Origin of the sequence: Mycobacterium sp. IS-3022, from assembly GCF_001500065.1 — a bacterium.
Taxonomy (GTDB): Bacteria; Actinomycetota; Actinomycetes; order Mycobacteriales; family Mycobacteriaceae; genus Mycobacterium.
Window position 1 is genome coordinate 190,849 of sequence record NZ_LQIN01000001.1, and the last position, 14,017, is coordinate 204,865.

The following is a 14,017-nucleotide window of genomic DNA, read 5'->3' on the forward strand; positions in this document are numbered from 1 at the left end:
CTCACGTCGAAACTGACCTGCGGAACATGCGCTTGCTGCGGATTGAACCCGACCACTCCGGTGACCCGACACGGGCACGGGCCACGTTGAGTTCGGGCCGCGTTATTGACCTCAAGTTCAGGAGCTCCGAAAACCACGGCGCTGTGGTCTTCGGAGTCTTGGCAGTAGAGATGGAATCCCTGCGATGAGCAACACCGCACACAACGACCCACTACCCATTGATCAGACACCTGTCGGCGAACTCCTGGGCGAGGAACTCGAAGCCCGCGGATGGTCTCAGGCCGACTTCGCCGCGGTGATTGACCGCCCCACCCAATTCGTGTCCGAGATTGTGACCGGGAAAAAGGAGATCACCCGAGAGTCGGCCGCCCAAATTGGTGCCGCCCTTTCCCAATCGCCGGAGTTCTGGCTGAATCTGCAGGACCAGTTCTTCCTGGCCCAACAAGCAAAGAATCAGACGACGCAAGCGAAACTTGACGACGTACGCCGCCGGGCACGACTCAATCAGCTCGCACCCATTCAACTTCTACAGAAGAGAAAGATCCTTACCGGTTCGACCTTGGACGAGCTGGAAGCCGAGGTGATGGACCTGTTCGAACTTACTTCCATAAATGACCAGCCCGAGCATGGAGCAGCAGCCAAACGCGCGAACCACGGTGAAGGCATCACCATGTTGCAGCAAGCATGGGTCGCCTGCGTTCGTAAACAAGCTAGGAAGCTACTCCCAGCCGGTGAATATTCGCCCGAAATGCTAGCCAAACTTGCCGCATCACTCCCGCGGTCGGTGAAGTCAGCTGACGACTTCGCAACGCTGCCTGACCAATTGCGTGACGCCGGCGTCCGGCTGGTGTACGTCGAAGCACTACCAAGCGCCAAGATCGACGGGTGCGCACTGTTCGTGGATGGCCAGCCAGTCATCGGCCTATCTGGACGCGGCAAGCGACTCGACAAAGTCCTGTTCACCTTGCTCCACGAGATTGCACACATTCTCCGAGGCCACGTTGATGAGGGCCCCATCGTCGAGGACTTGGAAGACAGTCATGCACAGGAGTCAACCCGAGAGAGAGAAGCGAACGACAACGCGGGTGACTGGATTTTTCCAAACGGGTGCCCCTCAATGCCCTCTCGTATCAACGCGGCATGGATAGAGCAGACGGCAGCCAAAATCGGACTCGCGCGCATCGTGCTGATTGGCCAATTGCAGAAGCGGGGTCGCTTGGACTGGCGAACGACACTGGCGAAGAATGCCCCTTCGGTCAGCGATGTCCTACCTCACTGGAAATAGCAGAGCCATGCTGGATGAGACGCTGGCCTTAAGCCGAGTCTCGAACTGGAAGACGGAGTACGTGGCTAAACCTCGCTTTCCTCGCGTGACTCGTCTGCTGGCTGATTTGTCGAGGTAGTCGCGGAGGGTGCGATTTGCGTGCGTTGCGTGGCAAATAAGGAGGTCTTGAGTCCTCCTATAACCGGTTGTCGGTGCCACATTACTGCTCTACGTCCGTCGAGACTGAAGTGGCTGAGGGCTACGCGAAAGGTGCAAATCCAACACCGCTTCGTACTAGACAGATGCCGCGCGAAAGCCAAAGCGGAGCAAGGGAAAAGCGACCGTCCGGGCGTGTCGACCGCTTTTCGTCCGTCGATAACCGGCCGCCGTACTGGCGTAGGGGTCATATTCGGGCGGGGCGAATTCCACGCTGACGGGTTTGGTTGGCAGCCGGTCGCCACCTTTTTGATTCGTATGCCTGTTGACTTCCCCGCGTATGGGCGACGGCGCGAAGCGGTGTTCAGGTTGTGCTGATGTTTGGTTTGGTGGGCCACCAGCTGGCTTCGCGTAGGAGTGTGGCGATGGCGGGCACGGTGAGGGTGCGTACGAGGAAGGTGTCGAGCAGTAGTCCGAATCCGATGATGAGGCCGGCTTGGATCATGATGGCGACCGAGCCGACCATGAGGCCGAACATGCTGACGGCGAAGATGAGGCCGGCGGACGTGATGACGGCGCCGGTGTTGGCGACGGTGCGCAGCACGCCGACGCGGATGTTGCTTCCGGATTCTTCGCGTAGTCGGGAGACGAGCAGCATGTTGTAGTCGGCTCCGACGGCGACGAGGATGATGAATGCCAACAGAGGCACGGGCCAGGCGATTTCGTGGCCGAGGATCAATTGGAATACCAGGACGCCGAATCCGATCGAGGCGAGGTAGTTGAGCAGGACGGTGCCGAGAAGATAGATCGGTGCCAGTAGTGCGCGTAGCAGCAGCACCAGGATGATGCCGACAATGATGGTGGTGGCGAGGGCCAGTTGGGCGAAGTCTGCCCACAGGAGCCGTTGGATGTCGGAATTGACGGCTGGGAAGCCGGCGACAGAGACGGTGGCGTCAGAAAGCGAGGTGTTGGGCCGTGCGGTGTTGGCGGTGTTGGTGATGCGGTTGGCGAGGTCCATGGCTTCGACGCTGTAGGGGTCGTGGCTGGTTTCGATCATGAACCGTGCTGTTTTGCCGTCGGGTGAGAGGAATTGCTTGGCGACGTCGGTGAATTGGCGGTTCTCGAAGGCGTTGGCGGGCAGGTAGAAACCGCTTGATGAGTCGGAGTCCTGTGCCGCGCGTGCGGAGTTTTGTAGCTGGGTGGCGATCTGGCTCATCCCGGAGAGCATGTCGATGTTGCTGTCGGCCAGGGTGCGCACACCGGTGGCCAACGCTTGGGCGCCGGAGGCGAGTTGGCCGATCCCGTCTTGTAGGCGGCGCAGGTTGCCGGCCAGGTCAGCGGGGTTTCCGAGGGCCCCGAAGGCCTTGTCGAGTGAGGTGACGGCGTTCTGGACGTTGGTGAGTGTTCCGGCGACGGTGGCATTGCTGGCGGGGTCATAGCGGTCGCCGAGGTCGGCGATCTGGTTGAAGAATCCGCTGTTGCGCAGTGTGATCAGGATCTGTACTTGGTCGCGGATCTGGGCGCATTGGGGTGTGGTGGCACACCACGGCGAGGTGTTGAGGGCACCCACGAGCGGCTCCAAAGTGGTGATCGCGTGTTGTGCCTGGTCGGCCAGGGGGCGTAGTCCTGGGCCGGATTGGATGGCCTGATCGACCGCAGGGGCGGTCGCTGACAGTTGTTGCAGCAGTGGTCGGAACTGGTTGACCTGAGTGCCAGCGGATTGGGCTTGAGTGAGGATTCCCGCCAGGGGGGCTAGGGCGGTGCGCACGGTGGTGTCGAGTTGGGCCAGTCCGCCGGCGAGTTGATCGGCGCCGTCGGTGAGTTTCGTGAGGTCGTCTCGGCGGGCGTTGCCGTCGGCGACTGCGCCGGCCATCTTGTCTCCAATTTGACCGTTTTGCCAGGCCAGTTGCGCTTGATCGAGGCGTTCCCCGGTGGGGCGGGTGACACCGGAGACTTTGGTGACACCGGGAACCTGGGAGACGCGGGACGCCATTTCGTCGAGGTCGGCCAGTCCCTTGCCGGTGCGCATGTCGGTGGGGCTCTCGACGACGAGGAATTCGGTGATGACGACGTCTTTTCGGAAGTGGCGGTCCAGCAGCTGATAGCCCTGGTTGCTGGCGGTGGTGGCAGGTTGGCCTTTGCGGTCGTCGTAGCTGATTTTGATGGTCACGGCTACCGCGGACAGTGCGAGCAGGATGACGAGGCTGACGATCAGCAGCGGCACCGGGCGGCGCACCACCGCCACGGCGACACTGTTCCAGTAGCGACGGGTGCGATCGGATTTGGGTTCACCGATGCCACGTTTAGCTGCCAGCGCCAGCACTGGTGGCAGCAGGGTGACTGTGGCCAGGAAACCGAAGAGAACGGCGATGGCGCACGCCGGGCCCAGGGCGGCGAACACACTCAAGCGGGCGAACACCATCGCCAGGAAGGCGAGTGCGACAGTGGCTGCTGAGGCCAGGATTACGCGGCCGATGCTGGCGGTGGCGTGGATGATGGCCTGATCCGCCGGCACCTGTGCGCGGCGCTGCTCGTGGTAGCGGCTGATCAGGAACACGGTGTAGTCGGTGCCGGCGCCGAGCAGGATCGCGGTCATGAACGCGACGGTGAATTGGGACACCGGCATACCCATCTCGCCGAGCGCGGACAGTACGCCGCGCCCGACGGCCAGGCTCAGTCCGATGACCAGCAGCGGCAGTAGTGCGGTGAACACCGACCGGTAGACGATCAGCAGGATCAGGGCGATCATGCCGGCGGTGGCGATCGAGATCAACAGCAGATCGTGCTCGGCGGAGGCGATCATGTCACTGAACGTCGCCGGCGGTCCGGTGACGTGCGCGGTGGTGGTGGAGTCGCTGAACACCTCGGCGGTGATGTCACGCACCGCCTTGACTGACTCGGCGGCCGTGGGGTCACCCAGCGTGCCGGTCACTCCGACCGGCAGATACCACGATTTGCCGTCGGCGCTGACGGCTTGGGTTTTTGTGACCGGATCGGCCAGCAGATCCTGCACGAGCAACACGTGCTCACTGTCGGCGCGCAGCCGCTCCAGAAGGCGGTCGTAGCGCTGCTGGGCCGCAGGGGTCAGCCCGGCAGGATCTTCCATGGCCACAATCAGCACGGTTTTCGACCCTTGCTCGCCGAAGGCCGTGCTCATCCGCTCCACCGTCTGCAGGGACGGGGCGTCGCGCGGTATCAGATCCACCGACTGCTGCCGCACCACCGTCTCCAGCTGCGGGAACAGCAGCGCCAGGATGATGGCGGCGCCGATCCACACCCCGATGGTTAATGCTTTGTGCCGCACTGTGAATCGGCCCAGCGCTGCCAGCCGGGCGCTGTACTCGCGGCTGTGTGCGGGATCGGCGGAAGGGCTGTCACGCCGGCGAGTTGGGGCTGCAGGTGCTGTCGAGGAGCCTGTCGTGCGGTCGGTCACCGAACCTCCCCTGGTCGACGATACTATCAGTATCGCTACGCTACAGCATGTAGCGAAGTGGTTCGCAGTTGGTCGGCGCCAGCTGGAGCGGGCCTATCGTCGGTTCACGATGTTGGCGTCGTCGTCGTCGGGGATGTCGTGCCGGACCACACGGACTCGCCCCTGAGGTAGGCAAGCCATGTATCCATGTCGCTTTCCGTACAGCTCCCATGCGGTGACCTGCTCGTCGGGATCGACGTCGATGCGGTGCCCGCGGGAGAAGGCCAGATGCAGACCTCCGTCGTCACCAGACCAGGCCTGGGTGCACACAGCGCCGGCCAGATTGAGCAGCGGGCGCTCATGCACCGAGATCCGCAAGGGGTTGATGAGTACCGCCTCGGTGGGAAAGCGGCCGGCCGCAGGCAGGGTGAGCAGCAAGGGGCGCGAGATCACGACCTCGTTGTAGTCGTCAAGGTCCAACACCAAGCCGTCGCGCACAGAGACACGTTGCACGACACAGTCTTCAATCCATTGGGTGTACATGGCCTTCTCCTTCGACGCATCGTTGAGCCGTACCTGAAGAGTACGACAGGTATCGCTGCGATACCAGAAGTAGCGTTACGGTGCGGTTGTGCTCGGGGCCGCCCTGTCGATGACTCTGCGGGTGGCCCGGTCGATGCGATCGCGGGTATCGGCTGCCGACACGCGCCCACTGATGAAGGCAACGAGGTTGGCCAGCCAGATGTCGGAGATAACGCCGGCGACACACAGATCTGCCGGTGTCGGCTCGCCACCTCCGAGGGTGCGGGCCAGCAGGATTTCGATCGTTGCGGCGGCGCGGTCGAGCTCCGCGGCGGCGCGGGTGTCGGCAACGGCGAAGGCCCGGGTCATGGCGTCGGTCAGCAGCGGGTCGCGCTGCCACCGGTCGTGTAGATGGGCGGTCAGTCGATCCAATCGCTGTTGCGGTGTGCCGGCACCGCTTGCCCAGTCGCCGGAGACATCAAGGCGCTGAAATTCTCGGGTCAACGCCGCCACCAGCAGGTGGGTCTTCGCCGGGTAGTACCGGTACAGCGTGCCCACGGCGATACCGACTCGCTCGGCCACTGTCCGCATGTGGACCGCTTCGTAACCGCCCGTGGCAGCAACAGTCAGCGCGGCATCCATGATCGCTTCGCGGCGACGCGCCGAGGCACGCGAACGCGGCACCTCAGCTGCGTGGGCCTGGTCGGAAGCCGGACTGGCCTGATTCTGCGCGGGATTGCTGCTCACCCGAGCGCTGGCGACAGTCACGGCGTTTGGCCGTTGACGCCGCTGCGGCGCGAGAACTGCTCGAAGATCTCACCGAAACCGCTGACATCGCCGTGAGCGGCGAAATGCGCGGTGTCGACCACAACGAACACTGCGCTCGCAGTGAACCGGGTGACCCCCTCACAGGTCCCGGTCGCCGCAATATGCAGCGCCCGCCCCTCACGGGCGCTGATGTGCGCGGTGATCCGGTGGGGCTGATGCAACGGCACTGGCTGCAGGTACTCCACCGTCAGAGTGCGCGTCACCGCCGGGGTTCCGGCGATCCACAACGTAAAGCCCAGCACGTCATCGCAGGCAGCGGCCACCGCCCCACCATGCGCCAAGCCCGGGGCTCCAATGTGACGCTCGTCGAACGTGACATCGGCATACACCGAATCCGCACTGCGGTGGACCTCCAAATGCAGGCCATGTGGGTTGGCCGGGCCGCACCCCATGCACGTCGGGGTGTGCGAAGGTAGCCGTTCCGACGGCACTGCACTATCTGGCACGAGGACACTCCCGGTACATCTAGTTTCGCTGCGATACTCTTGGTACCACAACTGCTAGACTGCTGTGCGCGACATCGCCTGAAATCGACCGCCGAGGTGACCCCGTGAGCGACAGCAGTCAGCCATCCCTGCACGATGATGACGACATCGACCCGCGGCGGATACGGTCACGCAACCGGTTATTAGACGCTGCCGCAACGCTTCTGAGCACCGGAGGCGTCGAGGCCGTCACCATCGATGCTGTCACCAAAGCATCCAAGGTTGCCCGTACCACCCTTTATCGGCATTTTCAGAGCTCGTCGCATCTGCTTGCCGCGACGTTTGAGCGGCTGCTGCCGCAGGTGACCACACCGGCACCGACCAGCGGTTCCCTGCGCGATCAACTCATTGAGCTGCTCAGCCGCCAAGCCGCCCTGTTCAACGACGCCCCGCTGCACGTCACCACCCTGGCATGGCTCTCACTCGGGCCGACCGGTGCCAAAGACGAGACCGAGGATCGCCACGCATCCGGGGCTCTGCGGGCCCGAGTCGTCGACCAGTACCGACAACCGTTCGATGCGCTCCTCAAGGACGATAAAGCTCGAGCCGAACTCGACGACTTCGACCTTGAATTGGCGCTGTGCCAACTCGTCGGCCCGCTGGCCTTCGCACGCATGACCGGGATTCGCACCGTAACCCACAAGGACTGCGCGAACATCGTCGACGATTTCCTCGCCGCCCACTGTAAGACCAGGGATTACGGTGGCGACCAGGCGAAGCCCAGAACCACGCGGCGGTCAGACGGGCCGCGCCGTCCGTCTAGGCAGATAGTCACCTGATACCGGCACGGGGCGGCTCTGTCGGCAACCACAGCATCCCTCAAATGCTCAAGGTGGAGCCGTTTAACCCAACTCCGATCGCAGGCTAGAGCCGGATGCGAAGTACGTTCGACCGCGGAAAGATTTGATCCCTGAGTAGTAGCCGGGACATCAACCATATCGGCGGAGGATCCGCCCGTAGACAGCTCAGGACGTCCCCGCCGTAAGTGTCGTGACCGAGAAATGAGGAGGCGCCGGGTTCAACAGCGCCGGTACGCCGACTTCGTGTGGCAGGTTGTGCCGTTGACGTGCTCGCAGAGGGATTTCGACTGCCCGACGACTCTCGATGCGCATGGTGCGCCATGGTGTACGAATCTCGGTGCTGAACCACGGCCTCTATCCACATCGGGTCCGAGCGGTACATGAATTCGCGCCAGTCACCTGGGCCGCGTGAACCGGAGAACGAATTTCGTCCGTCGAAAATCAGCGGATCACCGCCCAGAATGCAAGAGGTGTGTGGGTCGTGCCGTTGAACAGCGAGTTCGGACCGGGGGCGGCCGAAGGTCGCGGTGCGGATGGCAGGAGGAGTAGCCACCGGAGTCAGGCGGGGAAAGCAGCCGTCGGGCTAAAGACATGCCAGGACTTGTGACGCTTACTGGGGACTGCGCGAGAACAGCTCGCGATCGCGCGAGAAGAGGCCTGCGGGGTGCTCTGTGGGCCCGATGCCCCGTCAGCGTGGCGCACCCCTTTGTTGGCAGAGCCGCGGCTGCCTATCGTCGGGGACATGGCGTCACGTCCATCCAACGAGTCCCGACCGGTCGCCGTGCACCCCGCGGCGCCTGACGAGCATCTGCTTGACGCCAAGTACGCCGAGTTCGCCGCCACGTTCAACGCTGACGTCGCCGACGCAGAGAGGCGCGCGGCGCGCGACAACTACACCGGCCGCAGAGAAGGCGCGCCAAGCGTCGACGATTGATCGTCCAACGGCTCGCTGCTGACGGTAATTCTGACGCCTACACGGCGCGGCGGCGTCCACGGACAGCTAGATGTCGAGGAAGGCATCCGCGTTGCGCTCGAATGTGGCTGCGGTGGTGGACGATAACGCTCGATTCGTTCTACGTTGCGTCCATGAGTGGAAGCGAGAAGTTACGGGCGCGCCAGCGTGCGCGAGAAGCGCAGCGCAGAGCGAACGAGAAACGCGCGAGCCTTGAGCTCGCCAACGCAGACGACGCCGCCTCGATTCGTGTTCTGCTGCAGCGGGTGGGTGCCGTTGATGCTTGGGAGAGTGTGCGACTCGATCAAGTGTCTGAGAACGTCCGAAAGGATGCGGCTCGGAAGCGAGTGAGCCACTTCGTCAACTTGCAGAGCGTTATCGGGCGGATGAGGGACCGCGGTCAGACGATTGCATCGATCGCCGATCTCGCTGAAGTCGGGGCTCGCGACCTTCAGAATGTGCTCCGCAGAGCGCGTGCCGGCGACGGCGGTGCGCAGCGTGCAACCAAATCCCGTAATGCCGGAGGCCTGGGCGCGAACGGCGCAACGTTGCGAAGCCACAGCGCAGTTGATGTTGATCATCGGTCGATGGGAGCAGATAGCGACTTAACGTTCGATCCAACTCGGTGCGTCCGTTGCGATGCCGTCATGCTGGATCCTGACGTCACGTCTCGGAGGGGGCGTCCGCGCCGCTATTGCTCTGACACGTGCCGCAGAGACGCCTCAGCGGCACGCACAGCTGCCCAGCGCCATGGAGAACCTATTCGCGTCGTCGAGGTACCTCGTGCTGCCGACCGGAATGAACCGCGCACACAGCACGAGTGCGCCACTGCTTCGGAGATTCGTTCCGCCTGCGACGCGGTTGAACTGGCTCTCCACAACGCCGACGCCATGAAGATCTTGTTGTCGAGTGTCGCTGATCGGGCGCGGCGTAAAGAGTTGGACCGCAGCACCTTCGAGGTCGCTCGCGAACTCGCCAGAGCGGTCTATCCGAATCGGAAATAGTGAGCCCTGACTTTTCGCTGTCCGTCAGGTCGGACGCACTCCGGTGTCCGCGTGCATGTCATGAATAGTGGCCGCCCACGAGGCGCCCTACGCGAATAGGCGACGTCGATCCCATCGTGACTGGATCCGCACACCTGGGAGATCGGGGCCAGAAACAAGCGTTCCGGACATGACACCGCTGCTAGTGTCTTGTTTGCTTGAAAACGCATATCAGCGCTATAAGCAGGAAAAATGCCCTGCATAGATATGTGCTCAGCTGTGGCGAAATGTCCGTGCAAGGCGGTACTTTATGGGCCATGGAACGTCTCGATCTGCAGCCGGCCACCGCCTGGGGCGGAATCGCAGCCGCTGGCGTGGCGGGTGCAGACGCCTCGGTTGTCGAACCTGACGGTCCGGTCGCTACAGGCAGGTTGTCCATCATCGACGCGGCAGCTGGCCTCGCAGACTTCACTTCTGTCGCTGCTCAGCGAGGTCATGCGGCGGGGCTGCTCCTGCGGGTTGAAGCATTGAGCGCAGCAGCGGCCGCAGCGGTTAATTCCCTTGTCGTCATTGACGAATCCAACACCGCACAACTTCGCGCCGTGGTGGAGTGACTGTGAGCAGGGCGGCGCTCTACCTCGCAGTTGTTGGCGCTGCCGCTGCAATCGTGTCGCTCGCCGTCAGTCTCAACACCTCCATGCGTGGGCAGGCTGAACGCTCGCCGACGCCAGCGACCTCAGCTATGCCTGTTGTGGAGCCATCGGAGAAGCAGCGCGCAGCACTTGAGGCGTGTGCCGGCCTCGGGAACTTCAAGAGCGGTGTTGGGATTGCGCGTGGCGCGTTCATCGATCGAGTTGACCGGGCCCATGACTGGGAGTCATCGCAAAGCCTCGGTGTACAGGGCTATTACTTCAGCGCGGTGGGTGCAGAGCTGAACTACCTGGAAACCCGGATGGGTCCAGAGGTACCACGAGAAATCAGTGATGCGCTCGCTGATGTCCGGCAGTCGATTGTCGCTGTCGTCGATGCCGACTTACGACGCGAACCCGCCTCGATTTCGAATGACATGATCGATCAGTATTCGAGTGCACTCCAGGCCGCTGAAACTGCCTGCGAAGCAACGGGAGCCGGCTGATGCCTGCGTCACCACCTGCTCGCACCTACTCACGCTTTATCGTGGCTCCCGACGTATGGCCGTCCACGCGCGAAGAATCTGAAGGCAGGGCTGCAGCTCAACGCCATCTGGCGATTGCGACTGCGGCCGCAGCCGATGCTCACCGGGTCGCCTTGCACGGATTGCAGGCTGCCGGTGTGGCGCAGTCAAGTGGTTTCGAAGCAATGCACGCTGCCTACAGATGTATTCAAGTCCGGGCCGACGACAAGGCTGAGGCGGACAGTGCCGCGGCTGATCTGATGCAGAGTGTTGCCGCGATCCAGATGAGTGCTGGGCTGATGATCGACACGATCGATGCTGAGGCACATAAGCAACTGGTCCATGTGCCGAGCAGGAGTCCCATCGCGATCGGCATCATGACCGGTGCTGCTGCGCGGGCACGAGCGACCGCTGTCGGTTCGGCCGATGAGATTCGCGCTCTTACCGTGCAATTCGGGCAGAGATTTGCGCCGTTGCCGGAGGGGCCGCCGAGTGGCGATCCGGTCGGTGCTGGCGATGGCGATCGGTCGACCGATAAGCGATCCGACGAATCGCCCGAGCGTCCGCCCGACGCAGTAGTAGAGACCGGCGGTACGCAGACTCGTCATTCGGTGCCGGACCCGCCTGACGCCAACCTGTCGTCTGGCAACAATGCGCAGAGAGTCAGCATCGGGCCTACCCCTGGTTCTTCCTCGGTGTCATCGCAACTCTCGGCGCAAGGCACCGGTCCCGCGTACGGCGCCGCTGTGGCCGATATCGGAAGCAGTGGGGCCGGCCTCACCGGTACAGGACCATGGTCATCCGCAGGCTCGGTGGCCGCGCTCGGCGGTTCGGCATCCTCGTTATCGGGATCGGGCGCTGGAGGGATGCCGCACGCAGGCTCCGTACGACCGTCAGCGTCCGCATCGTCGTCATCTGCCGTCGCGCTGCAGGGGGTCATGCACGCGAGTGCTCCAGCGCCGCTGTCCTCGGTGGCCGGCACCCAGACAACAACCCCTGCTGCTTTCCCAGCCGCTGCGTCGGCAGCAATGCAGGCGCCATCGCCAAGTGGTACATCGCAGCCGCCTATTGTGGCGACCACGGGTGCGGTACCAGCGTCTATCGCTGGGCCACATGCCGTGTCTAGCGGTGGTCCCCATTCCCCGGTTGCAGCGTCCTTGCTGCCCCCAGGCCCGCTGGGTCCGCCGCCGTCGGCTTCGGCCGCCATTGCGCCGGCGACGGGTGCTGGTCCGCCGGTTGGCGGTGCTCACGCCTCAATGACGCCTGCCACCGCATCCGTCGCGACAGCAGCACTGACAACTCCGGCCGCGACGCTGCCGTCGCGGGTAGCGGCCGCCGCAGCCCGCGACTTGGAACGGCAGCGCAACGAGTCGAGCGATCTACAGATGGTCAAGCGGTTGGCATGGGAACTGCTGTACGCCACCGAGACTTGTCGTTCCTTCGCGCTGTGGGCGGTTGGCTTGATGTATTCAGCAACCGGGGATCGGCTTATTGTTGCGCTGACCCACCACGGTGCAGGCTACGTACCCGCGGGGGTCGAGGTCCCTCAAGGCGTGCGGATGCTTTGGTCCGACCAAGCTATTGGCGAGGGCTTTCGTAGCCGGTGGACCGGGAATCTCGATCCGGCTGCAACGCTGGCGGCCTACGCGGAACTCAAGGCCGCGGAGCCGGCTGGCTGGCGCTTGGCGGCTGCAGCGACCACCTGGTCCGAGGTATCGGCGCTGATGACTGCCGCGCAGCGCTGGGGCACTGAATGGGCCACCTGCTCCGGCATGTCCATGCCCGCCTCGATCGAAAAGCTGGCCGCCATCTCCAACGAGGATGCTCCGCACCGACTGGAGCGAGAGTTCCCCGAACTTTTCGAGCGTGTAGCCCAACTTCGTGCTAGAGGGCTCACCCATCGGGCCGCCAAACTGATCACCGAAGCGATCGTTTCCGACGCGCGCCTCGCGGTCGTCACCGCTGATGTCCCTCGGATTCCGTCGAACTTCGATTCGGTATGGCCGGCGGCAGCTGACGGCAGGATAGATGCCGCGGACCGTGCCCAATTTGCCGAAGCGGTTCAGCAGCAATGGTTCAGCATTGGAATGGTGCAGCCGGGTTGGGACGACGAACCCACTGAGAGTGCCTGTGCAGAGTACCGGGCGCAATGGCTCATTTGCCGGGCGCTTGAGGTGGTCCTGGGGTGGATTGCTGACGGCAACAGCGGGGCAACGCCGGCGGATCTGCCGATGGAAGACATGATCTACGCCGCAGCACATGCTTACCTTGACGGCCGCGGAACTGGTTGGATCACTGATCTTTTCGACGCTGCAGGAGCGTGATTTCGGAGAATGGATTCCGCTTCTCATGAGATAGATGGTGAAGCTTGGCGGGCCGAGCTGGAGCGGCTGCATGCTCATCTGGTGAACGTCGTCGATCAGGCGTCTGCATGGGCCCGCGAGTTTCACGTTCGGACTGGGGATGAGTTGTGGGGAAACGACTCCTTGCCCGTCAGCTATCCATTGATGAACTACGCGAACAGGCTGGAGCGGATCAGCTCGAAGCTAAAGATCATCTGTGCAAACGCTTCGCTACAGTCTCCGCCACCGACCTGGGACCGCGCAACCCTGTATTCGCCCTCACCTCCATCGGTACCTTCGCGTGGCCCAAATCGGCGATGGGCCGACTACTCGGAAGGTGGCCGATACGTGCTGATGCTTCAGCCCACGTCGCCGCACGGCCACATAGTTACCGCTCGCCAACAGTGGAGCGTTGCCCTTCGCCTTGCGAATCCAAGCATCATCGAACGCGAATTTGGTGTACCGCAGCTGGTTGCATACAGTTGGTTCTCTCGATCAGAGTTCGACAAGGCATATTGGTTGGTGTACAGAGCGTTTCGTGACAGTGTGGCAGCCACGTTCGGTCGTGTGTGGGCAACCGGATCATCCGAGGATAGATCTCGTTCGACGGCAGTGCTGGTGAGTTGGATGAAAGCACTGACCGACTACGGGAGCTCAGTTGAGGATTGTGAATCCGTGCTTCGTGACATCGAGGTGGTAGAATCGAGCTCAGTCGCGGATTACCGAGCAGCCCAAAAAGTTTGGTGCCCTGTCATGCCTTGACCGACTCGCCGGCGGCTACGGGGCACCCGCTCGAATGCGACTTGGCCATTGACATGTTGAAGGCCGAATCCCAAACACGACAAGCTGGTAATCGCCCAGCAGTCCTCTCGCGACTGAACCGGATATGACCTCGAAGTCTTGGAGCACGATGATGAAGATCATTGCGGTGCCTGATCTCCTGCGCGACTTCGACGAAGTGCTGTCGAGCGTTGAGAGAGGAGAATCATTCGAAATCCGCGCGGCTGACGGTCATGCGATCGCTCTCCTGCTGTCGATTCAGGACGAAGCTCAGGACCCAACCGACTGATCTCCGCGAGCAGCCACTCGTCGGCTCTCCGCCGCTGTCGAAGCATTGTCA

Annotated in this window: 13 protein-coding genes; 7 read left to right on the forward strand and 6 right to left on the reverse strand. The window is 62.8% G+C overall.

The window, feature by feature from the left end; translation table 11 throughout:
• Positions 1 to 184 precede the first annotated feature (184 nt).
• Positions 185 to 1,285 (forward strand): XRE family transcriptional regulator, encoded by a 1,101-nt coding sequence (locus AU188_RS25645; RefSeq protein ID WP_059161833.1) that lies wholly within the window; start codon positions 185 to 187, stop codon positions 1,283 to 1,285.
• 499 nt (positions 1,286 to 1,784) lie between these two features.
• Here the strand turns inward: AU188_RS25645 and AU188_RS00920 are convergent, their stop codons facing one another.
• From AU188_RS00920 to AU188_RS00935, 4 genes are all read right to left on the reverse strand, one after another.
• On the reverse strand, positions 1,785 to 4,853 hold the full coding sequence (locus AU188_RS00920; protein WP_059161834.1) for an MMPL/RND family transporter: 3,069 nt from the start codon (positions 4,851 to 4,853) through the stop codon (positions 1,785 to 1,787).
• 93 nt (positions 4,854 to 4,946) lie between these two features.
• Positions 4,947 to 5,375, reverse strand: a complete 429-nt coding sequence (locus tag AU188_RS00925) for a DUF6188 family protein (protein WP_011562217.1) — start codon at positions 5,373 to 5,375, stop codon at positions 4,947 to 4,949.
• A 75-nt stretch (positions 5,376 to 5,450) separates the two neighbouring features.
• Complete coding sequence (locus tag AU188_RS00930) at positions 5,451 to 6,122, reverse strand: TetR/AcrR family transcriptional regulator (protein WP_059161835.1); 672 nt, start codon at positions 6,120 to 6,122, stop codon at positions 5,451 to 5,453.
• Positions 6,119 to 6,628 (reverse strand): PaaI family thioesterase, encoded by a 510-nt coding sequence (locus tag AU188_RS00935; protein ID WP_059161836.1) that lies wholly within the window; start codon positions 6,626 to 6,628, stop codon positions 6,119 to 6,121. Before AU188_RS00935 ends, AU188_RS00930 begins: the two co-directional genes overlap by 4 nt.
• Before the next feature lie 104 nt (positions 6,629 to 6,732).
• Here AU188_RS00935 and AU188_RS00940 point away from each other — a divergent pair, with 104 nt between their 5' ends.
• Positions 6,733 to 7,446 (forward strand): TetR/AcrR family transcriptional regulator, encoded by a 714-nt coding sequence (locus AU188_RS00940; protein ID WP_059161837.1) that lies wholly within the window; start codon positions 6,733 to 6,735, stop codon positions 7,444 to 7,446.
• Between the two features lie 763 nt (positions 7,447 to 8,209).
• On the forward strand, positions 8,210 to 8,401 hold the full coding sequence (locus tag AU188_RS00945; RefSeq protein WP_269976116.1) for a hypothetical protein: 192 nt from the start codon (positions 8,210 to 8,212) through the stop codon (positions 8,399 to 8,401).
• Between the two features lie 170 nt (positions 8,402 to 8,571).
• Here AU188_RS00945 and AU188_RS25455 read toward each other — a convergent pair whose 3' ends face one another.
• A complete protein-coding gene (locus tag AU188_RS25455) occupies positions 8,572 to 9,000 on the reverse strand; it encodes a hypothetical protein (RefSeq protein ID WP_172799351.1) in 429 nt (142 codons plus the stop codon).
• Between the two features lie 719 nt (positions 9,001 to 9,719).
• On the opposite strand from AU188_RS25455, the gene AU188_RS24755 reads away from it, so the two are divergent.
• Both AU188_RS24755 and AU188_RS00955 read left to right on the forward strand, forming a co-directional pair.
• Complete coding sequence (locus AU188_RS24755; protein WP_082686422.1) at positions 9,720 to 10,016, forward strand: hypothetical protein; 297 nt, start codon at positions 9,720 to 9,722, stop codon at positions 10,014 to 10,016.
• A gap of 2 nt (positions 10,017 to 10,018) precedes the next feature.
• On the forward strand, positions 10,019 to 10,537 hold the full coding sequence (locus AU188_RS00955) for a hypothetical protein (protein WP_269976114.1): 519 nt from the start codon (positions 10,019 to 10,021) through the stop codon (positions 10,535 to 10,537).
• Between the two features lie 185 nt (positions 10,538 to 10,722).
• Here AU188_RS00955 and AU188_RS25650 read toward each other — a convergent pair whose 3' ends face one another.
• The gene (locus tag AU188_RS25650; RefSeq protein WP_269976113.1) at positions 10,723 to 11,163 is read right to left on the reverse strand and encodes a hypothetical protein; all 441 of its coding nucleotides are present in this window, start codon (positions 11,161 to 11,163) and stop codon (positions 10,723 to 10,725) included.
• A 648-nt stretch (positions 11,164 to 11,811) separates the two neighbouring features.
• On the opposite strand from AU188_RS25650, the gene AU188_RS25655 reads away from it, so the two are divergent.
• On the forward strand, positions 11,812 to 12,879 hold the full coding sequence (locus tag AU188_RS25655; protein WP_269976112.1) for an EspK C-terminal domain-containing protein: 1,068 nt from the start codon (positions 11,812 to 11,814) through the stop codon (positions 12,877 to 12,879).
• A gap of 931 nt (positions 12,880 to 13,810) precedes the next feature.
• On the forward strand, positions 13,811 to 13,966 hold the full coding sequence (locus AU188_RS00965; protein WP_172799352.1) for a hypothetical protein: 156 nt from the start codon (positions 13,811 to 13,813) through the stop codon (positions 13,964 to 13,966).
• Positions 13,967 to 14,017 lie beyond the last annotated feature (51 nt).

What these genes read in the sequence shown, in the direction of transcription:
- AU188_RS25645 (WP_059161833.1), top strand. Translation starts at nt 185, where the DNA reads ATGAGCAACACCGCACACAACGACCCACTACCCATTGATCAGACACCT.
- AU188_RS25455 (WP_172799351.1), bottom strand. Translation starts at nt 9,000, where the DNA reads ATGATCAACATCAACTGCGCTGTGGCTTCGCAACGTTGCGCCGTTCGC.
- AU188_RS24755 (WP_082686422.1), top strand. Translation starts at nt 9,720, where the DNA reads ATGGAACGTCTCGATCTGCAGCCGGCCACCGCCTGGGGCGGAATCGCA.
- AU188_RS25650 (WP_269976113.1), bottom strand. Translation starts at nt 11,163, where the DNA reads ATGACGAGTCTGCGTACCGCCGGTCTCTACTACTGCGTCGGGCGGACG.
- AU188_RS00945 (WP_269976116.1), top strand. Translation starts at nt 8,210, where the DNA reads ATGGCGTCACGTCCATCCAACGAGTCCCGACCGGTCGCCGTGCACCCC.
- AU188_RS00965 (WP_172799352.1), top strand. Translation starts at nt 13,811, where the DNA reads ATGAAGATCATTGCGGTGCCTGATCTCCTGCGCGACTTCGACGAAGTG.
- AU188_RS25655 (WP_269976112.1), top strand. Translation starts at nt 11,812, where the DNA reads ATGACGCCTGCCACCGCATCCGTCGCGACAGCAGCACTGACAACTCCG.
- AU188_RS00925 (WP_011562217.1), bottom strand. Translation starts at nt 5,375, where the DNA reads ATGTACACCCAATGGATTGAAGACTGTGTCGTGCAACGTGTCTCTGTG.